Here is an 18172-nt window from a genome sequence, read left to right as displayed (position 1 = left end):
TGTTTGAACGTCAGAGGTAACGCAGCCACGCGACGTCGCGTCGGCGTGCCTTGAGCCGCGCGAAGGCCGCGGTCGGCGGCTGCAGCAGCAGCGCCAGTGCGATCGAGATCGCCACCAGCGTCGCCACGCTGTCGAAGCCGAACACCGCGCCCTGGTTGGTGCCCCACAGTGCCACCGCGGCCAGGTACAGCAGCTTCAGCACATACAGGTGCAGCAGATAGAAGAACATCGGCGCGGCGCCCAGCGCGGACAGCGGCTGCAGGCGACGCGCCAGTGCGGGCGACTCGTACAGCCGCAGCAGCAACAGGCCGACGCCGAGTGTGAGCAGCACGAACTGCAGCGACGGCGGGTACTTGGTCACATTGAAGAACGCCATCAGCGTGCGCGTGGTGTCGGCCTGCAGCGTCCAGGCCGCGTCGCCGTAGACGTTCGCCATGCGCAGCATCAGGAAGCCGCCAAGCGCACCGAGCCCGCTCCAGAGCAGCAGCGCATGCCGGCGCGATGCCGGGGCCTCGCGTGCGAACCACGGGCCGGCCGCCCAGCCCAGCGCGATGACGCCGATCCACGGCAGCAGCGGATATGACGTGCGCGCACGCAGTGCATCGCCGAACTGCAGCCAGTCACGCTGGTGCAGCACCGCCCACAGGGCGTGCAACGGATGGTCTGCGGCCAGGCGCACGCCATCGAGCAGGTTGTGGCCGGCGATGATTGCCACCGCCAGTGCGATCAAGGCTGCGCGTGGCAGCCACAGCAGCGCCGAGAGCGCCAACATGCTCAGCCCGATCGCCCAGATCACCTGCAGGTACAGCGTCTGCGGCGGAAGTTCGAAGGTCCACGCGAAATTGACCAGGGTCAGTTCGAGCACGACGAGAAACAGGCCGCGCTTGAACAGGAAGGCCGAGGCCGCGCGGCGGCCATCCGGCTGGCGGCTCGCGTACAGCCAGGCCGACAGGCCGGTCAGGAACACGAACACCGGCGCGCACAGATGCGCCAGCAGGCGGGTGAAGAACAATGCGGGTGAGGCCGTGGCCACATCGACCGGATCGCCCATCTGCACGTGCAGGAAGAAGGTTTCGCGGACGTGGTCGAGCAGCATCAGCACCATCACGGTGCCGCGGAGCAGATCAATCGACGACAGGCGGGCCGTCGGCGCCGCGGGCAGAGCGTTGGCAGACACAGCGGAACCGGGAACCATCAATCGTTAGATTATTACATAACAGGCATGGCCGGCCTGTCGTCCTGAACGCAGCGCTGTGTTGCGAACGCCCCCATGCCGCGCCGCTCACATTTGCCTGCCTACGCTGGCATTCGCCGTATCGCGGCGCAGACCAATGAAAAGTGGAGGCGATGATGACGATGAAGATTCCGAAGAGTGCCCTGATCGTAGTGGCGGATGGCGGCTCGGCCCGCGTGTTCAGTAACACCGGTGACGAGCGCAACCTGGCCCTGAAGCAGGAAGCACTGCTGGAAGGCATGAACCTCGATGACGAAGGTCCGTCCGGTTCGATGCCGTCGGAATCCAGCGCCTCGCAGCTCGACGAGGCCACGTTTGCCAAGCAGCTGGCCAAGGGCCTCAACGATGGCGCGCTGAAGAACAAGTACGCGCATCTGGTGCTGATCGCCGATGCGAAGACGCTGGGCCGCGTGCGTCCGCTGCTGCACAAGGAAACCCAGCAGCGTCTGGTCGGCGATCTCGCCAAGGATCTGACCAACGCGCCGCTCGAAGACATCCAGCGTTCGCTGTCCTGATGACGGCCACCAGCGGCTATCGCGAAGCGGCACCGATGCGCGATGAGGTCGACGCGATGCGTGGGCCGCTGGTGATCGAATTCGGGACCGAATGGTGCGGCCATTGTCAGGCCGCGCGACCGGCGATCGCGTCTGCGCTCGCCGGTCGCGATCCCGTCGAACACCTTAAGATCGAGGACGGCAAGGGCCGTCCGCTCGGCCGCAGCTTCTCGGTGAAGCTGTGGCCCACACTGATCGTGATGCGCGATGGCGTAGAACTCGCACGCGTCGTGCGTCCGACGGATGCAGCCGCCGTCACCGAAGCGCTGCGCGCGCTGGACTAGCGCAGCCGCGTAAGTCGGGCCTTGGGTGGTCCGCGATGTCGTGACACATGGGGACTGCCTGGCACACAGAATCGCCAGGGTGCATCGATCGCATGGCGGATGCCGATGCGGGTCGTGACCAAAGGTGGCTGTGGCGGCGGCGTGCCGTCATCGCCGATCCAGATGCGCGACGTGCGCTGGGTGATGTCGAGACCGCCATCCTCGCGTGTCACGCCCAGTGACGGCGCCAGTCGTCCTGGCCCTGATGCGAGCAATGTCGGCGTCGTCGTACGCCGCGCCTCGGCCATGGTGTCCAGGCCCGCGAGCGGCTCGACCGCGCGAATCAGTACTCCATGCCCGGACCGCTGTCCGCAGACCGCATTGATCGCCCAGTGCATGCCATAGATGAAGTAGACATACAGATGCCCGGCCGCGCCGAACATCACCGCATTGCGCGGCGTCGGCCCACGGAACGAGTGCGCTGCGGGATCGTCGCCGCCGCAATAGGCTTCGACCTCGACGATGCGTGCGCGGCGCCCATCGGCGGTAACCAGCACTTTGTTGAGCAGTTCGGGCGCGACGACATCCGCATCGCGGGCGTAGAAACGACGGGGCAGGGGACGCATGCGTACAGCGTGCGCGCAGTCGCGTGGTTCGCGCGCGAATGACCGCTCATTCCGCGGCGCGCGGACCGTCCTTGCGCGGGATGAAGGTGATCTCGCCCGAGGTCTCGAGCACCGCCAGTTCGATCTCGCTGAGCGTCGCGTATCCTGCGGCGCGGCGTGCGATCGCGAAATCCTGCTCGCTGATGGCCTGGCGCGTGAGTTGTTCGCGAAACACCTCGCCGCGACGCGCCAGAATCACCGGCACGCCCTCGATGAACCGGTCGAAGCGGCGGCTGTGCGCCGACAGTCTGCCGACCAGTGAGTTCAGCCCGAGCAGCGTCGCTGCGAGAATCAGACCGCCGAGTAGTGAACTGTCTTCGCCGATCAGCGAGTTCTGCACCGCATTGCCCAGCAGCACGACGACCAGCAGATCGAACGGCGTCAGCTGGCCGACCGTGCGCTTGCCGGTCAGGCGCATCAGCACCAGCACCACCACGTACACGACGACCGCGCGCAGCACGAATTCCCACCACGGCATGCTCAGCGAAAACAGACTGTCGAATGCACCACTCATGAGGCGTCTCCGCCGGCGGCGCCGGTGTCCCGGCTTATCGCGCAGCCGATGTGGCGCGTCAGTGAATGCGGAGTTCCGGCACGACCCGGGTTGGAAAACCCGGCGCGCGCGCGCGCGCAGCAAGGTGGAAGTGAGTCGCCACACACGATGTCGTCATGCGAGACGTGTGAGGATGGTGGTGTGCCCGGCGGCCTCCTCACCGTCGATGGACACCCTGCAATGCCTCCCTTCAGCTTCACCCTGCGGCATAACGCCGCCACCTTCGACTGGGAACTCGCCGCTGCCGGCGACGCCGCACCTTCGCACCACGCCACGCATTCGTCCGCATTCGAGATGCTCGCCGCAAATCCCTTGATCGTTGCGCGTGGCGCGACCGTGCGCGTCTTCGGGGCCGATGGCGGTTACGAGCACGAGCGCACGTATGCGCCCGCTGCATCGAAGACCGCGAAGTTGAGCTGCGACACCACCGTTTCGACCATCGCGCTCTAGAGCGCATGCCATCCGCGCATGGCGCAGATCGGGTCATGGCCGCGCGATTCCTGCGGACGTTGCACTGATGTGCCTGCGGCGCGTCCAATCAACGCGGATTCACAGCGACACGCGCGTCCGCGCGCAGTGCTGACGTTGACCTGCGCACTCAGTATTGCTGCGGCGGATCCTGCGGCTGGTTCGGTGCGGGCGGGTCCTGCATCGGTTGCGGATCCCGCTCCGGATCGCCGGGCGTCGGCAGTGGCGGATCGACCGGCTGGTCCGGCATCGGATCGTGCATCGGATGCGGAATGCTGCCGGGCACGTCATCGGGCGGCGTCGGGGGTTGCGAAGGATTCGGCATCTGCATGGCGTCGTCTCGGTGCGGGTAGTGCGGCTACCGTGGCCGCGACCGCGCCATGCACACGTGAAATCCGCGCCTGCTTCACGCGTCGCGTCGCAGGCTGTTCGCATGTCGCAACGCGTGCGCCACATCGTTTATCCAGAGTCCGCCGATGCGTAGGTTCGTGCAGGCCATCGCGGCCGATGCCGTGCCGGGCGCGCTGTCTGCCGATATAGGAGTCGCGCTGTCAGACGCGCCTCCGCGCTACAACATCGCCTCCAACGGCGATGCGCGCGTGCTGTTGATGCACGACGGCGAAGTGGCGGTGGATACCCTGCGCTGGGGGCTGGTGCCGCGCTGGTCGAAGCTGCCGGAGACCGCGTACAGCACCATCACCGCGCGCCTCAATCGCGCACCGACGAGCCGCATCTATGCCAGGCCGTGGGCATCGCGGCGGTGCGTCGTGCCGATGAACGGCTATTACAAGTGGGATCGCAGCGGCGCACGGCCCGTGCCGCATTTCATCCAGGCGCGAAGTGGAGAACTGCTGTTCGCAGCCGGCGTCTGGGATCTGTGGGAGCGCGAGCTGCCACCGCTGGCCTCGTTCGCGTTGCTGACGATGCCGAACACCGCGATTCCGCGGCCGCTGTCGCCCGACGGTCCGCTGTTTCTGCCGGCCTCGAAGCTCTTCGCCTGGCTGTCCGATCCCGCGCCCGATCCCACGCGGATCGCCGGCACGCCGCAGCCGGAACTCGAGGCCTATCCCGTCTCGAAGCGGATCCGCAGCCGCGATGTCGACGATTACACCCTGCTCGAACCCGCACCGCCGGACGCGCCCGACGAGACGGACGACGATTTCGACCCTGACGGGGACGTCGACGAGGACTGACGGAAATCTCACATCGCAGCGCTATCGTCCGCGCTTCCCCCAATCTGTTCCGGAGTCCACCATGCCGAACCTGCGCACCGCCTGTCTCGCGCTGTCCCTCGCCGCCGTCGGCGCCCCCGCCTTCGCCCAGGCCCCGCCCACCGACGCGCAGGCCGCCTACATGGGCGCGCATGTCTTCGATCGCCAGATCGAAGTGTTCCGTGAGTTCTGTGCCAAGGATCCGGCCGGCGCGCAGGCGCTCGACACCGGCGTGACCCAGTTCCGTCTCAACAATCCCGACTATGTCGCCGCGAAGGGCACCAAGCCGGATTCGCCCGAATTCGCCGCGACTGTGCAGGCCGTCGATGCGCAGTTCGACCAGGTCGCCGGCACGATGCGCACGCAGCTCGCGTCGCGGCCGGTCGGTCCGCAGTGCACAACGCTCGGCGACCAGCTGCGGCAGGCGCGTTTCGCGGCGCTGCTGGAGCAGGCCAAGCGCGGTGCACCGCCAGCGCCTGCAACGCCCTGACGCAACGCGCTAGAACGGCGCGCCGTCGACGGGATCGCGCGGCGGCGCCGGCAGCGCATGGATGCGCGCGCGTGTCGCCGCATCCGGCGCGTCGCGCTGCAGATCCCAGTCCTGTCCCTCGGGATAGGCGCCGACCACGCGGAACGCGTCGTCGGCATCGATACAGCGATGGCCGGTGCCGACCGGCAACAGCAGTGCGTCGCCTGCTTCGAGCGTGATGACACTGCCGCCGGGTCCACCGATTTCCAGTCGCGCGCGACAGGCGTGCACGCCCAGCACTTCGTGCGCGGTCGAATGGTAATGGTGATAGTCGTAGACGCCGCCGCGCCAGTCCGGCGGCCAGTCGTGCGACGCGAACACGCGCTCGAAAGCCGGCGCATCGGGCACATGGCCATCAGCTGAGCGCATGCCGCGATACACGCGCACCGCGATCGATGGATTGTTCGGCACCCAGTCGTTTGGGCCGAGGACCAGATGTTCGATGCGCATTTCAGGCTCCGGACGGATCTGCCGGCAGCCTGCCTGCGCACGCGTCAGCGCGCCGGGAAGTCAGCCCTGCAGCGCGACGTGCAGCGGCGCGTCGCTGTCCCAGCGTGCGCGGCCGTCGAGCTCGGGCAGTTCGACGAGTACGGCGGCGCCGACGACCGTCGCCCCCTGCTGCCGCGCCAGTGACAACGCCGCGCGCAGCGTGCCGCCGGTGGCGAGCACGTCGTCGACCAGCACCACGCGCGCGCCGGGCGGCAAGGCATCGGCGTGCATTTCCAGCCGGTCGCTGCCGTATTCGAGTGCGTAGTCGTGCGCCAGCGTACGCGCCGGCAGCTTGCCCGGCTTGCGCACCGGCACGAAGCCCGCGCCCAGTGCATGCGCGAGCGCGGCCGCAAAGATGAAGCCGCGCGATTCGATGCCGATGAAGGCATCGGGCACCGCGTCGCGCCATGGCGCGGCCATCGCATCGATCGCATCGGCGAAGCCGCGTGCATCGGAGAGGACCGGCGTGATGTCCTTGAACACGATGCCGGGTTTGGGAAAGTCCGGGATTTCCCGGATCAGCGACGACCAGTGCGGCATCGGGGAGGGCTCGTTCGGCGGGCGACGATCATGGCCGCACACGCGTTCCGACACAATGTGCACGCCACGCGGCGTATACAGCCGCGACCCGCTTCCGGTGCCGTCATGCCCCAGTTCCAGCCCATGTCGCACCGGTGGTCGGCCATCGTGCTCGCCGCCGCACTCGTGGCCGCCGCGCCGGTCGAAGCGCGCACCGTGTGGCGCTGCGTCAAGGGCGGCACCGTGAGCCTGTCGACCGCGCCCGAGCCGGGCTCGAAATGCGAGGCCCGCGAGATCGCCGACGACGCGGTGCAAACGCCGAATCTGTGGGGCTCGATGGGCGTCTTCAGCGGCGTGCTGTACGAGCGCGAGCAGGACGGCGTGATGGTCTACGGCACGCGCCGGCTGCCGGGTTCGCGCGAGTACCTGCGCTTCACCGCGCAGACGCCGCCCGGCGAACCCGCACACGAAGGCCTGGGCAATGTCGGCGCGCCGCAGCTCAAACCGCACTCGGCGCTGTTCGCGGCGAACGCGAAGACCTATGGACTCGACGAGGCGTGGCTGCGCGCGATCGCCCACGCCGAAAGCGGCTTCGACGCCACGGCGGTCTCGCCGAAAGGCGCGCGCGGAGTGATGCAGCTGATGCCGGATGTCATTGCCGATTACGGCGTCGTGGATCCGGATGCACCGGCCGAATCGATACGCGCCGGCGCGCGGCATCTGCGTGGTCTGCTGCGCCGCTACAACGGCGACCGCACGCTCGCGCTCGCGGCCTACAACGCCGGCATCGGCACCGTCACGCGGTTCGATGGCGTACCGCCGTATGCGGAAACGCGCGCCTACATCGACAAGGTGGAGGCGCTGTACGTGCGGTATCGCGCGGCGCTGGGCAACCCGATCGAACGACCGGAAATCTGAAACCCCCGGAACGAAAAAGGCCGCGGTTCCCCGCGGCCTTCGATGCGACGCGTGGGCGATCAGCCCTCGCGCGGTGCCAGCCGGATCAGGCGGCCGTCCTTGCCGTCCTCGATCACGTACAGCGCGCCATCCGGGCCCTGCGCGACATCGCGGATGCGGCCGCCCATCGCGAAGCGCTCGGCCTCGCGCGCGCTGTCGCCGTCGATCTCGATGCGCACCAGCGTCTGGCCCGACAGGCCGCCGATGAAGGCGTTGCCGGCCCATTCCGGGAACAGCGTGCCGCTGTAGAACGCGAGGCTCGACGGCGAGATCACCGGCGTCCAGGTGATCGCCGGCTTCTCGAATTCAGGACGCGTGTCGTGGTCGGGAATCGGACGGCCGTCGTAGTGGTCGCCGTTGGAGACGGTCGGATAACCGTAGTTCGCGCCACGCTTGACGAGGTTGAGTTCGTCGCCGCCGGCCGGGCCCATCTCGCTGTTCCACAAGCGGCCCTGCGTGTCGAACGCGAGACCGAGCGGATTGCGATGGCCGAGCGACCAGACCTGCGACGCGACTTCGCCTTTGCCGGCGAACGGGTTGTCGTCCGGCACGCTGCCGTCGTCGTTGAGGCGCACGATCTTGCCGAGGTTGGACTGCATGCTCTGCGAGGGATCGAACTTCTGCCGCTCGCCGGAGGAGATCAACAGCTTGCCGTCGCCATCGAACGCGATGCGATGGCCGTAATGGCCATTGCCGTCGACCTTGGGCACCTGGCGCCAGATCACCGAGACGTCCTGCAGCGCGCCGGCGTCGAGATCCAGACGCGCACGTGCGACCGCCGCGCCGCGACCGCCTTCGCCGTCTTCCGCATAGCTCAGGTAGACGATGCCGTTCTCCGCGAACTGCGGATGCGGCTTGATGTCGCCCAAGCCGCCCTGGCCCGCGTTGGCGACGGCCGGTACACCGGAAATCTCGCGCGCTTCGCCGCCGGGCAGCGTCACGTGCTTGAGCACGCCGCTCTTCTCGGTGATCAGCACGCTGCCGTCGGGCAGGAAGCCGATCGCCCACGGTTCGTTGAAGCTGGCGATCGCGGTGCTCGCGAACGGCAGGCCTTCAATCGCATCGGCGGCGGGCGCTGCGGTCGCGTCGGAAGTCGCTGCCTGCGGCGCTGCCGCGTCCTGCGTCGCGGTGCCGTTGGCGGCATTGCCGTCGCAGCCCGAGAGCCACAACAGCGAAGCGGCGAGGGTGGTCAGAACGAGGGGTCGCGTGCGTGTCATGCGTATCTCCAGGGCGCAATCGGGGTAAACCCGAGTGTCGCATACCGGTTCGTGGAGACCGTTTGACGTACCGTCGAACATCGGCTCGTAAACGTTGTGTTCGATTCAGCGATTTCTCTGCGCGCTGTCGATCACGGCGCGTCTGCGCATCGTCCAATGCATCACCGTCATGAAGCGCTTCGCCCGCACGCAATCACGCGTCATGAACGGACCGCCTAGAGCGTGCGGCACGCGATGTGGTTAAGCGTTCGTAAGCGGCGGCGATCGTGACGTCCGGTCCATTCATTCGCGCGCTTGCAAGGTGGGTCCCGTGCGGTATCCACGACGAGGACGACTCACCACCCCGCGCAACAAACCCAAGTTTTGAAATACGGAGAAGACGCTCATGAAGAATGCACGCAAGCCGCTGACCGCGATGATCGCCCTGGGTGTTGCCCTGGCCATGCCGATGGCGTTCGCGCAGGATCCGACCTCTTCCACCACGCAAGCGCCGCCGACCACCGATGCGGCGACCACCACGCAGGACTATGCGCAGGACGCCACGGCCGAAGCGCCGCAGGCCCAGCAGGGCCAGGTGACCTGGGCGGATCTCGATACCGACGGTGACGGCAAGTTGAGCCAGGCCGAAGCGGCGGGCCTCGAAGGCCTCGCGCAGGTCTTCAGTGAAGTCGATGCCGACGGCGATGGCTTCATCACGCCGGAAGAATATCGCGACTTCGTGAACCGTCAGGCTGCAGGTGCGGGCGCTGCCGAAGAGTGATGCCGGCACGCCTATGACGTGATCGACGTGACGTGATCACGCGCCAAGGGGCGGCCTTCGGGCCGCCCTTTTTTGTGTGCGCGTCGCGGCGACGTGTCACGCGGGCAGCGCATAATTGGCGCATGACCGGAATCCGCATGATCGGCTTCGATGCCGACGACACGCTCTGGCGCAGCCAGGATTATTTCGACGATGCCCAGGCCGAATTCGAGCGCATCGTCGGCCGCTATGTCGACCTCGCCGATGTGCGCGTGCTCGATGCGCTGTACGCGGTCGAGACCGCCAACATCGAGGTGTTCGGCTACGGCGTGAAAGGCATGACGCTGTCGATGATCGAATCGGCGACGCAGATCACCGGTGGCCGGATCGCCGCGCTCGATCTGCATCGCATCGTCGAGATGGCCAAGGGACTGCTGCGGCATCCGGTGGAGCTGCTGCCCGGCATCCGCAAGGCGGTCGAAGCCGTGGCCGCGGATTTCGAAGTGGTATTGATCACCAAGGGCGACCTGTTCCATCAGGAAGCCAAGGTGCGCGACTCGGGTCTGTCGGATCTGTTCCGGCGCATCGAGATCGTCAGCGAGAAGGATCCGCCGACCTATACGCGTCTGCTCGCCGAGTTCGACATCGATGCGGGCCAGTTCCTGATGATCGGCAATTCGCTGCGCTCGGATATCGCACCGGTGCTCGCACTCGGTGGCTGGGGCGTGCACATGCCGTATCGCACGACCTGGGCGCATGAAACGGAAGCGAAGATCGACGCGGCGCTCGATGCGCGGATGTGCGTGGTCGCCGACCCCGATGCGTTGCCCGACGCGGTCGCGATGCTCGCCGCGCGCGCATCGGCCTCTCGCGAGGATTGATCGGCAAGGTCGCGCAACCGCGGCGTAAACGCTTCCATCGTCGGTAAACGTTTACAGTTTGAATCGTTTATTTACGCGTCCGCGTTTCCGGTGCCGTACGCAGCGAAATTGCATGCCTGTTCATTCCCGGGGCGCCATGTTGGATCCATGGCCGCTGCGGTGGCGGCCCACTGGAGAGACGCCATGATCCCCAACACCCTGACCCGATGGCTCGCGCCCGGCCTGCTCGCTGCAGGCCTGTCGGCCGCCGCACTTGCGCCGGCGCCGGCGCACGCCCAGTCCAACGACGACCTGGTGCAGGTCATCGTCGATGTCGCCGACGTGGTGCTGCGCGGCAACCAGCCGTATTACCGCGGCGACTACGACAACCAGCTGCGCGTGTCCTACGACAACCGCGGCCGCCCGGTGTATTACCGCAACGCGCCGCGTCACGACCCGCGCTACAACGCGCGTCATTACCGCAATGGCCCGCCGCGCCACGCGCCCGCGCACGGCTGGCGCAACCAGCAGCAGGTGCGTCGCGAGACCTGCGACCGTCGTGGCCGCTGCACCGTGCAGTACTACGATCCGCGCGAAGACCGGTCGCGCGATCGCCGCTGGCGCTGAGCCCGGCGCCGCGTCGCGGCAGCCCATCGCATTCAGCCATCCGCCACGCCGCAGTCATCGACTGCGGCGTGTGTCTGTCCGGACCTTCTGCTAGCGTTGGCCCATGCGCTGCCATCTCCGCACCCGTCCATTTCACCGTCCGCTCGCTGCGGTCCTGTCCGCATGCGTGCTGTTTGCAGGCGTGCCCGCAAGCGGCATCGCGTCCGAGCCGATGACCTGCGAACTGGCATTCACCGCCGGGAACTGGTCGATGCATCACCGCACCGCGCGCGGCAGCGGCGAACTCCGCTGCGCCGACGGGCGCACGTTGCCGGTACGGGTCAGCGTCAAGGCCCACGGCGGCGACGCGCTGCGCATCGACGCAGGCGCGGCGAGCTTCAGTGGCGTGGAGGACCCGCGCGACGTGATCGGCGCCTATGTCGCCAACGGCCAGGTCGGCAACGATCTGGCGATGCGCAAGGGCGCGATCGCGCTGCGCGTAACCGGCACCGGCGACTGGTGGCAGCAGGGCGGACGCCCGGGCACGCTGGTCATCGCCGCGCGCTGAAGTCGTTGCGCCGGCTCGCCGGCGCGTATCGAACTCGAATCAGTCCGCCAGCAGGCGGTTGTCCTCGTTGCGCGGCAGTTCGCGCATCGTGTTTTCGGCGTCGAGTCCGATCCGTGCGGCGACGCGGTCCAGCGCCAGCCACCAGACGCCCAGCAGCACGATGACCACGCCGATCCCGATGCCCCAGCGCCACAGACGGGTCGAGCGGTCTTGCGGGCGGGAAGTGGCCATAGCGGCTGTCCTTGGATTGCGGGCGTGGGGTATCGTCGTTCACCGCGTGTCGCAGGCACGTCGCGGTCGACGCGGCGTGCGGCGGCACCCATGCCGGACAACGCGCGCGGCGCGATCGTCCGGCCAGTCGAGGAACCATGCGATGCCCATCCGTTCCGTCCTGATCGCCGTGCTGCTGACCGGCAGCGCGCTGCCGGCGATGGCGCAGGACGCTGCCGACGCGCCGGCCGCGGAGGCAGCGCCTGCAATCGCGGTCTGGTCGGCGGCGAGCGGTGACGAGTGGCTCGATACCTGGCTGGCCGACGTCAACACCTACGCCGGTCGCTATCGCGGCGCCTTCATCGATGAGCTGGTGCGCTACCAGGGCGCGCCGCGTGTGTTCGTGACCGAGCTGCTGGATGCCGGCGCGCGGCCGGCGGATGTCTATCTGGCCTGCGCGACGGCGCGTGCGCTGGGGCGGACGTGCCGGGAAATCGTCGGCGAATGGCGGCTCGATCCGGCCGGCGGCTGGAGCGAGGTGCTGGCAAAACTGGACGCGGGCCGCGGCACCGAGACGTTCACCCGTGTGCGCCGCGGACTGGTGTCGAGTTTCGACCGCTGGGCGCGCCCGATCCGTCTGGACGCGGCCTTGCGCCGCGCATTTCCCGACCGCGAAGGTTGAAGCCGCCGGACGTCGCTGACGCGACGCCCGGACGCCGAATCAGCCGATCGCCAGCGTCTTGTTCTTGCGTTCGGCCAGACGCTTCTCGAGGTAGTGGATGTTCTGTCCACCGGCCGCGAAGCCCTGGTCGCGCATGATCCGCTGCTGCAGCGGGATGTTGGTCTTGATGCCGTCGACGACCATCTCGCTCAGCGCCACGCGCATGCGCGCGATCGCGGTTTCGCGATCCGGGCCGTGCACGATCAGCTTGCCGATCATCGAGTCGTAGTTCGGCGGCACCGCATAGCCTTCGTAGACGTGCGTGTCGACGCGCACGCCGGGGCCACCCGGTGCGTGGAAGTGGCGGATCGTGCCGGGCGAGGGCATGAAGGTGTCCGGATCCTCGGCGTTGATGCGGCACTCGATCGCGTGACCGGTCAGCACCACGTCTTCCTGCTTGATCGACAGCTTGTGGCCCGACGCGATCATCAGCTGCTCGCGCACCAGATCGACGCCCGTCACCAGCTCGGTCACCGGATGCTCGACCTGGATGCGGGTGTTCATTTCGATGAAGTAGAAGCGGCCGTCCTCGTAGAGGAACTCGAACGTGCCCGCGCCGCGGTAGCCGATGCGGATGCAGGCATCCACGCAGACCTTGCCGATCTGCGCGCGCGCTTCGAGCGTGATGCCGGGTGCCGGCGCTTCCTCGACGACCTTCTGGTGGCGACGCTGCATCGAGCAGTCGCGCTCGCCCAGATGGATCGCGCCACCCTGGCCGTCGGCCAGCACCTGGATCTCCACATGGCGCGGGTTCTCGAGGAACTTCTCCATGTAGACCATGTCGTTCGAGAACGCGGCCTTGGCTTCCTGCTTGGTCGTCGCGATCGCGTTGACCAGTGCGGCCTCGGTGTGGACCACGCGCATGCCGCGTCCGCCGCCGCCACCGGCCGCCTTGACGATGACCGGATAGCCGATCTCGCGGGCGATCTTGACGTTGGTCGCCGCGTCGTCGCCGAGCGGGCCGCCGGAACCGGGCACGCAGGGCACGCCGGCTTCCTTCATCGCGCGGATCGCCTCGACCTTGTCGCCCATCAGGCGGATGGTCTCGGCCTTCGGCCCGATGAAGATGAAGCCCGACTGTTCGACGCGTTCGGCGAAGTCGGCGTTCTCGCTGAGGAAGCCGTAGCCGGGGTGGATCGCCTGGGCGTCGGTGACCTCGGCCGCGGCGATGATCGCCGGCATGTCGAGATAGCTCTGCGCGGACGGCGGCGGGCCGATGCAGACCGACTCGTCGGCCATCGCCACGTGCTTGAGATTGCGGTCGACGGTGGAGTGCACCGCGACCGTGCGGATGCCGAGGGTGTGACACGCGCGCAGAATGCGCAGCGCGATCTCACCGCGATTGGCGATGACGACTTTTTCCAGCATCGCGGCGGCCTCAGCCGATCACGAACAGCGGCTGGTCGAATTCGACCGGCTGGCCGCTCTCGCACAGGATCGCGACGACCGTGCCCGAGGTCTCGGCCTCGATCGGGTTGAACATCTTCATCGCTTCGATGATGCCCAGCGTGTCGCCGACCTTGACCTGCTGGCCGACCGAGACGAACGACGGCTTGTCCGGTGCGGGCGAGGCGTAATACGTGCCCACCATCGGCGACTTGGTCACCACGCCGGCGGGCAGATCGTCGCCTGCGGCCTTCGGCGTGCCGCCGGTGGCGGCGTCGACCGGCGAGCTCATCGGCATCACCGGCTCGGCGGCGCGCGGCGCGGCAGCGGCCGGCGCGGGGGCATACATCACCGGCGCGGCAGCCGCGTTGCGCGACAGGCGCACGGACTCTTCGCCTTCCTTGATCTCGATCTCGGTCAGGTTGGACTCTTCGAGCAGGTCGATGAGCTTCTTGATCTTTCTCAGGTCCATGCGGGCCTCTCTCTTTGCGTGGGTCGCGCAACCGCGCGAATACGGAACGGGATGGATTCGGGTCGGGTGTCAGCCGGCGCGCAGCCGGGCGATCGCGGCGTCGAGCGCGTAGCGGTAGCTGTCGGCGCCGAAGCCGCAGACCACGCCGATGGCGAGGTCACTGAAGTAACTGGTGTGCCGGAACGGCTCGCGGCGGTGCGGGTTCGACAGGTGGATCTCGTAGAACGGCAGGGCGACCGCGGCCAGTGCGTCGCGCAGGGCCACCGAGGTGTGGGTGAACGCGGCCGGGTTGAGCAGGATCAGCGCGGTGCCGTCGCTGCGGGCGGCCTGTACGCGGTCGACCAGCACGTGCTCGGCGTTCGATTGCAGGCTCTGCAGCGTATGGCCGGCGGCCTGCGCGGTCGTCTGCAGCGCGGCGTCGATGTCGGCCAGCGTCGCGTGCCCATAGACCTCCGGCTCGCGGGTGCCGAGCAGGTTGAGGTTGGGACCGTGCAGGACGAGGATCGAGGCCATCGGGGACGGGGTGCGGCGGGTGCGCGAAGTCTGCGGGATGTCCCCGATGGTGTCCAGTTCGCAGACGTTTGACGATTTTAAACGTCCGTTTGAATTTCTGCGGTCAGGGCGCGACCCAGTCGTCGATCTCGCCATGGGCAAAGGGACCGATCCGTTGCTTGAGCATCCGCCCGTCCGGCGACAGCAGCACGGTGTACGGCAGTACGCCGCGCGGATTGCCCAGGCGCACGCCGGCGTCGGCCGGTCCGGGCGCATTCAGGGCGATGGCGTAGTTCACCGGAATCCGCTCGAGGAATGCCCGCACGGCCTCGGCGTCGTCGAGTGCAATGCCCAATACCTGCACGCCGGTGCCGCCCTGTTCGCGGGCGAAGCGGTCCAGCTCGGGCATTTCCTCGATGCAGGGCCCGCACCAGCTGGCCCACAGGTTCACCAGCACCGGACGACCCGCATAAGCGTTCGGCATCTGCAGCGTCGGTCCGTCGAGGCCGGCGATGTCGAACGGCGCGATGACATCGCCGCGGCGCGCGACGGTCACGCCTTCGGGCGGCGCAGGCGCGGTGGCGCTGAGCGTGTCGGCATACAGACGTTGCCCGGCCTCGGTCCCGAGCAGCGGTCCCGGACCGCCGACGAACAGGCTGGCGAGCACACCGAGACCGCCGGCGACGACCGCGATCGCGACGACCGTCAGCGGGCCGACCTTCATTGCGCCGGACCCGTGCGCCCGAGCGCGTCGACGATGATCGCGTCGCTGAGCAGCGCAGGCAGCACCACACCATCACCGCCGCCAGCCGGATACACCACATACAGAGGTACGCCAACCGCGCCATGCGCCTCGAGGAAGGCGCCGATTTCCGGATCCACGTTGGTCCAGTCGCCGACCATGTAGGTCGCGCCGGCATCGGCCATCGCGGTCTTGAACGTGGCGCCTGACAGCACCCGGCGCTCGTTGGCCTTGCAGGTCACGCACCAGTCGGCGGTCATGTTGACGAACACCGGCGTGCCGGCGGCGCGCAAGGCGGCCAGGCGCTGCGCGGAGTAGGCGACGTGCGTGCCGCTTTCGCTGGCAGCGGTGTTCGCCGTCGCCGGCGTCGTGAGCCGTCCGACAGCGATCACCGGCAGCAAGGCTACCAGTGCGAGCGCCAACGCGAGTCCGCGATGCAGCACATGGCCGGTCCAGCGGCGACGTTCGAACCACCACAGCGCCAGCGCGAGCACGGTCATGCCGCCGACCAGCAGCGCCATCGCATCGACGCCGCGCTGCTTGCCGAGCACCCACGCCAGCCACAGCGCGGTCAGATACATCGGGAATGCCAGCACCTGCTTCAGCGTTTCCATCCACGCGCCGGGCTTCGGCAGGCGATCGGCCAACGCGGGCACCAGACCGATCAGCAGGAACGGCAGGGCGAGTCCCAGGCCCAGCATCAGGAACACCGCCAGCGCCATCGGCGTCGACGCGGTGAACGCGTAGGCGAGCGCGCCGCCCATGAAGGGCGCGATGCAGGGGCTGGCGACCACGCAGGCCAGCACGCCGGTGAAGAAGTCGCCGACCGGGCCGGTGCGTCCCGCCAGCGCGTGGCCGACGTTGCCGATGCGCCCGCCGAGGCTGAAGACGCCCGACAGGCTCAGACCGACCGCGAACATCAGATAGGCGAGCGCCGCGACGAACCACGGTTGCTGCAACTGGAAGCCCCAGCCCATTGCCTGGCCCGCGGCGCGCAGGGCGATCGCGAGCAGGCCGACCAGCGCGAACGCGACCAGCACGCCGGCCGTGTACCAGAGCGCATGCGAGCGTGCGGCCGCGCGGCTGCCGCCACTCTTCGCAATGCCCAGCACCTTCAGCGACAGGATCGGCAGCACGCAGGGCATCAGGTTCAACAGCACGCCGCCGAGCAGCGCCAGGCCGAGGGCGGCGAACAGGCCGATCGAGTCGGCGCCAGGCGGGCGCGTGCGCGATGCGTTGTCGGCGCTGGCGTCGGGGGTGTCGGCATCGGGAGTCGGTCCGCTCGACGCGTCGGTGTCGCCGGTCGCGACAGGCGACGGGCTTTCGAGCGTTGAGGTGTCGTCCGTATCGGCAGTCGCGTCCGTCGTAACGGCGTCGCCAGTCGATGCGGCGCCCGCCAACGCAGCCGCGGCTTCGGCCACCGTCTGAGCACGGCCCGCCGGCAAAGCGACGCGCACGGTGCGGGTCATCGGCGGATAGCAGATGCCCTCGTCCTGGCAGCCCTGGAATGTCGCAACGACCTCGACCTGTGCGGCCTCGGCCGTCGTGCGCACCAGCGGCAGCGGCACGTCGACCTGGTCGAAATAGACGGTGACGTCGCCGAAGTGCGCGTCGTGATGCGCCTGTCCGGCCGGCCAGCGCGGTGCGCCGGCGCGGATGCCCTCGGCGCCGCGGACCTCGAAGCGGTTGCGGTCGCGATAGAGGTAATAGCCCTTGGCCGGGGTGAAGCGCAGCAGGATGGTGTCGCCGTCGCCCGCGATGGCCTCGAACGCGAACGCGCGCTCTGGTGGCAGCGCATCGTTCGCACCGGTGAGCGTAGGAGCGCGGCCGGCGCCGTTGCCGCCGAGCGCCTGGCCGAAGGCGGCGAAGCCCGAATCGCTCGCGGCTGGCGCGTGCGCAGCACCCGCAGCGCCACGCGGCAACGCGACCTGCAGCATGCGCGTCTGCGGCGGATAGCAGATGCCCGCATCCGCGCAGCCCTGGTATTTCACTTCGACCTGCATCGTGTCGACGCCGTCGGCCGCCGCGCCGGTCAGCACGCCGGTGACCCGGCCGCGATAGGTCTCGACTTCGCCGAAGAATTCGTCGGTGTGCTTGCGGCCGGACGGCAACTGCAGCGGATTGGTCTTGAAGCCGCGTTCGACCCGCGCGCCCATGCGATGGCGATACAGGTAATAGCCGTCGGCGATGGCCCAGCGGATCTCGATCCGGTCCGGCGCCACCGCCTCGGCCGAGACCTTCAACGCTTCATCGACCGGCAACACATCGTCGAAACCGATGCCCTGCGCCCAGGCCGGCAGGCCGGCGAACAGCAGCATGCAGGCCATCAGCCACACGGCGAAGGAGCTGGGCCGGCGATCGCGGCCGGATATGACATCGGAGGAGGGCGCACGCATCGCGGCAGTATCGCAGGCCGTCACGGCCGATGCCCGAACGCAGGTTCAGCGCCCACCCCTCCCGCGGAGGGTGTCGGCGTGACCGCATCGGCGGTCTCGATTGCACGCACGCCCTGCGGTCGGTTTCCTGCGGGCGGCGTCTTGGCAGGGGACTGAAGCAGATCGAGCCCCCAGCGCCCTGCACGGCGTCTCCACGCGTCCGCCTCCACGCTGACGCGCCGCCGTGCGGACGCAGCATCCCGCCAGTGGGAGAAAGATGTCGCACGCATTACTGAACCGGTCGGTATAATTACTGATCTTCCCCAGACCAGCCGAATCGCC

24 protein-coding genes are annotated in these 18172 nt (G+C 68.2%); 11 read left to right on the top strand and 13 right to left on the bottom strand.

All coding sequences use genetic code 11. The features are described 5' to 3' along the window. Positions 1–10 precede the first annotated feature (10 nt). Positions 11–1195 carry an acetyltransferase domain-containing protein gene (locus tag LU699_RS05225; RefSeq protein WP_425491035.1) on the bottom strand — a complete coding sequence of 395 codons (1185 nt, stop codon included), beginning with the start codon at positions 1193–1195 and terminating at the stop codon, positions 11–13. Between the two features lie 155 nt (positions 1196–1350). Here LU699_RS05225 and LU699_RS05220 point away from each other — a divergent pair, with 155 nt between their 5' ends. Together LU699_RS05220 and LU699_RS05215 are read left to right on the top strand one after the other, a co-directional pair. After that, complete coding sequence (locus tag LU699_RS05220; protein ID WP_232134213.1) at positions 1351–1749, top strand: host attachment family protein; 399 nt, start codon at positions 1351–1353, stop codon at positions 1747–1749. Next, complete coding sequence (locus LU699_RS05215) at positions 1749–2072, top strand: thioredoxin family protein (protein WP_232134214.1); 324 nt, start codon at positions 1749–1751, stop codon at positions 2070–2072. The genes LU699_RS05220 and LU699_RS05215 overlap by 1 nt, the downstream gene beginning before the upstream one ends. On the opposite strand, the gene LU699_RS05210 is transcribed toward LU699_RS05215, so the two are convergent. After that, positions 2069–2677: a DNA-3-methyladenine glycosylase gene (locus LU699_RS05210; RefSeq protein ID WP_425491183.1), complete on the bottom strand. Its 609-nt coding sequence runs from the start codon at positions 2675–2677 to the stop codon at positions 2069–2071. The genes LU699_RS05215 and LU699_RS05210 overlap by 4 nt on opposite strands. Positions 2678–2723: 46 nt before the next feature. After that, entirely contained in the window at positions 2724–3230 is a 507-nt protein-coding gene (locus tag LU699_RS05205; RefSeq protein WP_232134215.1) for a DUF421 domain-containing protein, read from the bottom strand. Between the two features lie 219 nt (positions 3231–3449). On the opposite strand from LU699_RS05205, the gene LU699_RS05200 reads away from it, so the two are divergent. After that, the gene (locus LU699_RS05200; RefSeq protein WP_232134216.1) at positions 3450–3719 is read left to right on the top strand and encodes a hypothetical protein; all 270 of its coding nucleotides are present in this window, start codon (positions 3450–3452) and stop codon (positions 3717–3719) included. Positions 3720–3867: 148 nt separating this feature from the next. Here the strand turns inward: LU699_RS05200 and LU699_RS05195 are convergent, their stop codons facing one another. Beyond that, a complete protein-coding gene (locus tag LU699_RS05195; protein WP_232134217.1) occupies positions 3868–4068 on the bottom strand; it encodes a hypothetical protein in 201 nt (66 codons plus the stop codon). Positions 4069–4213: 145 nt separating this feature from the next. On the opposite strand from LU699_RS05195, the gene LU699_RS05190 reads away from it, so the two are divergent. Next, positions 4214–4930, top strand: a complete 717-nt coding sequence (locus tag LU699_RS05190; protein WP_232134218.1) for an SOS response-associated peptidase — start codon at positions 4214–4216, stop codon at positions 4928–4930. A 61-nt stretch (positions 4931–4991) separates the two neighbouring features. Beyond that, the gene (locus LU699_RS05185; RefSeq protein ID WP_232147859.1) at positions 4992–5438 is read left to right on the top strand and encodes a hypothetical protein; all 447 of its coding nucleotides are present in this window, start codon (positions 4992–4994) and stop codon (positions 5436–5438) included. Positions 5439–5447: 9 nt separating this feature from the next. On the opposite strand, the gene LU699_RS05180 is transcribed toward LU699_RS05185, so the two are convergent. Then, positions 5448–5927, bottom strand: a complete 480-nt coding sequence (locus LU699_RS05180) for a cupin (RefSeq protein ID WP_232134220.1) — start codon at positions 5925–5927, stop codon at positions 5448–5450. 60 nt (positions 5928–5987) lie between these two features. After that, positions 5988–6506, bottom strand: coding sequence for an adenine phosphoribosyltransferase (locus tag LU699_RS05175; RefSeq protein WP_232134221.1), 519 nt, complete (start codon positions 6504–6506; stop codon positions 5988–5990). Between the two features lie 105 nt (positions 6507–6611). Here LU699_RS05175 and LU699_RS05170 point away from each other — a divergent pair, with 105 nt between their 5' ends. Further along, on the top strand, positions 6612–7403 hold the full coding sequence (locus LU699_RS05170) for a lytic transglycosylase domain-containing protein (RefSeq protein WP_425491037.1): 792 nt from the start codon (positions 6612–6614) through the stop codon (positions 7401–7403). Positions 7404–7462: 59 nt separating this feature from the next. Here the strand turns inward: LU699_RS05170 and LU699_RS05165 are convergent, their stop codons facing one another. After that, positions 7463–8659 (bottom strand): PQQ-dependent sugar dehydrogenase, encoded by a 1197-nt coding sequence (locus LU699_RS05165; protein WP_232134222.1) that lies wholly within the window; start codon positions 8657–8659, stop codon positions 7463–7465. A gap of 385 nt (positions 8660–9044) precedes the next feature. On the opposite strand from LU699_RS05165, the gene LU699_RS05160 reads away from it, so the two are divergent. The 4 genes from LU699_RS05160 to LU699_RS05145 all read left to right on the top strand — a co-directional run bounded on the left by LU699_RS05160 (position 9045) and on the right by LU699_RS05145 (position 11432). Further along, on the top strand, positions 9045–9419 hold the full coding sequence (locus tag LU699_RS05160) for an EF-hand domain-containing protein (protein WP_232134223.1): 375 nt from the start codon (positions 9045–9047) through the stop codon (positions 9417–9419). A 122-nt stretch (positions 9420–9541) separates the two neighbouring features. Continuing rightward, positions 9542–10279 carry an HAD family hydrolase gene (locus tag LU699_RS05155; protein WP_232134224.1) on the top strand — a complete coding sequence of 246 codons (738 nt, stop codon included), beginning with the start codon at positions 9542–9544 and terminating at the stop codon, positions 10277–10279. Positions 10280–10462: 183 nt separating this feature from the next. Next, the gene (locus LU699_RS05150; RefSeq protein WP_232134225.1) at positions 10463–10885 is read left to right on the top strand and encodes a hypothetical protein; all 423 of its coding nucleotides are present in this window, start codon (positions 10463–10465) and stop codon (positions 10883–10885) included. Between the two features lie 103 nt (positions 10886–10988). Continuing rightward, positions 10989–11432, top strand: coding sequence for a hypothetical protein (locus tag LU699_RS05145; RefSeq protein WP_232580503.1), 444 nt, complete (start codon positions 10989–10991; stop codon positions 11430–11432). Positions 11433–11471: 39 nt separating this feature from the next. On the opposite strand, the gene LU699_RS05140 is transcribed toward LU699_RS05145, so the two are convergent. Then, entirely contained in the window at positions 11472–11663 is a 192-nt protein-coding gene (locus LU699_RS05140) for a hypothetical protein (protein WP_232134227.1), read from the bottom strand. A gap of 142 nt (positions 11664–11805) precedes the next feature. Here LU699_RS05140 and LU699_RS05135 point away from each other — a divergent pair, with 142 nt between their 5' ends. After that, positions 11806–12324 carry a hypothetical protein gene (locus LU699_RS05135; RefSeq protein ID WP_232134228.1) on the top strand — a complete coding sequence of 173 codons (519 nt, stop codon included), beginning with the start codon at positions 11806–11808 and terminating at the stop codon, positions 12322–12324. A gap of 39 nt (positions 12325–12363) precedes the next feature. On the opposite strand, the gene accC is transcribed toward LU699_RS05135, so the two are convergent. From accC to LU699_RS05110, 5 genes are all read right to left on the bottom strand, one after another. Beyond that, positions 12364–13731 carry an acetyl-CoA carboxylase biotin carboxylase subunit gene (accC, locus tag LU699_RS05130; RefSeq protein WP_232134229.1) on the bottom strand — a complete coding sequence of 456 codons (1368 nt, stop codon included), beginning with the start codon at positions 13729–13731 and terminating at the stop codon, positions 12364–12366. 10 nt (positions 13732–13741) lie between these two features. After that, entirely contained in the window at positions 13742–14221 is a 480-nt protein-coding gene (gene accB, locus LU699_RS05125; RefSeq protein ID WP_232134230.1) for an acetyl-CoA carboxylase biotin carboxyl carrier protein, read from the bottom strand. A 69-nt stretch (positions 14222–14290) separates the two neighbouring features. Continuing rightward, a complete protein-coding gene (aroQ, locus tag LU699_RS05120) occupies positions 14291–14734 on the bottom strand; it encodes a type II 3-dehydroquinate dehydratase (protein ID WP_232134231.1) in 444 nt (147 codons plus the stop codon). Positions 14735–14837: 103 nt separating this feature from the next. Next, complete coding sequence (locus tag LU699_RS05115; RefSeq protein ID WP_232134232.1) at positions 14838–15437, bottom strand: TlpA family protein disulfide reductase; 600 nt, start codon at positions 15435–15437, stop codon at positions 14838–14840. Next, on the bottom strand, positions 15434–17851 hold the full coding sequence (locus LU699_RS05110) for a protein-disulfide reductase DsbD family protein (protein ID WP_425491185.1): 2418 nt from the start codon (positions 17849–17851) through the stop codon (positions 15434–15436). Before LU699_RS05110 ends, LU699_RS05115 begins: the two co-directional genes overlap by 4 nt. Positions 17852–18172 lie beyond the last annotated feature (321 nt).

The organism is Luteimonas fraxinea (genome assembly GCF_021233355.1).
Classification (GTDB): Bacteria; Pseudomonadota; Gammaproteobacteria; order Xanthomonadales; family Xanthomonadaceae; genus Luteimonas; species Luteimonas fraxinea.
Note: the sequence above shows the minus strand (reverse complement) of the source record. Positions and strands in the feature narration are given on the sequence as shown.

Bases quoted from the DNA above. Each gene is read 5' to 3' on its own strand.
- LU699_RS05225 (WP_425491035.1), bottom strand. From the start codon at position 1,195: ATGGTTCCCGGTTCCGCTGTGTCTGCCAACGCTCTGCCCGCGGCGCCG.
- LU699_RS05220 (WP_232134213.1), top strand. From the start codon at position 1,351: ATGACGATGAAGATTCCGAAGAGTGCCCTGATCGTAGTGGCGGATGGC.
- LU699_RS05215 (WP_232134214.1), top strand. From the start codon at position 1,749: ATGACGGCCACCAGCGGCTATCGCGAAGCGGCACCGATGCGCGATGAG.
- LU699_RS05210 (WP_425491183.1), bottom strand. From the start codon at position 2,677: ATGCGTCCCCTGCCCCGTCGTTTCTACGCCCGCGATGCGGATGTCGTC.
- LU699_RS05205 (WP_232134215.1), bottom strand. From the start codon at position 3,230: ATGAGTGGTGCATTCGACAGTCTGTTTTCGCTGAGCATGCCGTGGTGG.
- LU699_RS05200 (WP_232134216.1), top strand. From the start codon at position 3,450: ATGCCTCCCTTCAGCTTCACCCTGCGGCATAACGCCGCCACCTTCGAC.
- LU699_RS05195 (WP_232134217.1), bottom strand. From the start codon at position 4,068: ATGCAGATGCCGAATCCTTCGCAACCCCCGACGCCGCCCGATGACGTG.
- LU699_RS05190 (WP_232134218.1), top strand. From the start codon at position 4,214: ATGCGTAGGTTCGTGCAGGCCATCGCGGCCGATGCCGTGCCGGGCGCG.
- LU699_RS05185 (WP_232147859.1), top strand. From the start codon at position 4,992: ATGCCGAACCTGCGCACCGCCTGTCTCGCGCTGTCCCTCGCCGCCGTC.
- LU699_RS05180 (WP_232134220.1), bottom strand. From the start codon at position 5,927: ATGCGCATCGAACATCTGGTCCTCGGCCCAAACGACTGGGTGCCGAAC.
- LU699_RS05175 (WP_232134221.1), bottom strand. From the start codon at position 6,506: ATGCCGCACTGGTCGTCGCTGATCCGGGAAATCCCGGACTTTCCCAAA.
- LU699_RS05170 (WP_425491037.1), top strand. From the start codon at position 6,612: ATGCCCCAGTTCCAGCCCATGTCGCACCGGTGGTCGGCCATCGTGCTC.
- LU699_RS05165 (WP_232134222.1), bottom strand. From the start codon at position 8,659: ATGACACGCACGCGACCCCTCGTTCTGACCACCCTCGCCGCTTCGCTG.
- LU699_RS05160 (WP_232134223.1), top strand. From the start codon at position 9,045: ATGAAGAATGCACGCAAGCCGCTGACCGCGATGATCGCCCTGGGTGTT.
- LU699_RS05155 (WP_232134224.1), top strand. From the start codon at position 9,542: ATGACCGGAATCCGCATGATCGGCTTCGATGCCGACGACACGCTCTGG.
- LU699_RS05150 (WP_232134225.1), top strand. From the start codon at position 10,463: ATGATCCCCAACACCCTGACCCGATGGCTCGCGCCCGGCCTGCTCGCT.
- LU699_RS05145 (WP_232580503.1), top strand. From the start codon at position 10,989: ATGCGCTGCCATCTCCGCACCCGTCCATTTCACCGTCCGCTCGCTGCG.
- LU699_RS05140 (WP_232134227.1), bottom strand. From the start codon at position 11,663: ATGGCCACTTCCCGCCCGCAAGACCGCTCGACCCGTCTGTGGCGCTGG.
- LU699_RS05135 (WP_232134228.1), top strand. From the start codon at position 11,806: ATGCCCATCCGTTCCGTCCTGATCGCCGTGCTGCTGACCGGCAGCGCG.
- accC (WP_232134229.1), bottom strand. From the start codon at position 13,731: ATGCTGGAAAAAGTCGTCATCGCCAATCGCGGTGAGATCGCGCTGCGC.
- accB (WP_232134230.1), bottom strand. From the start codon at position 14,221: ATGGACCTGAGAAAGATCAAGAAGCTCATCGACCTGCTCGAAGAGTCC.
- aroQ (WP_232134231.1), bottom strand. From the start codon at position 14,734: ATGGCCTCGATCCTCGTCCTGCACGGTCCCAACCTCAACCTGCTCGGC.
- LU699_RS05115 (WP_232134232.1), bottom strand. From the start codon at position 15,437: ATGAAGGTCGGCCCGCTGACGGTCGTCGCGATCGCGGTCGTCGCCGGC.
- LU699_RS05110 (WP_425491185.1), bottom strand. From the start codon at position 17,851: ATGCGTGCGCCCTCCTCCGATGTCATATCCGGCCGCGATCGCCGGCCC.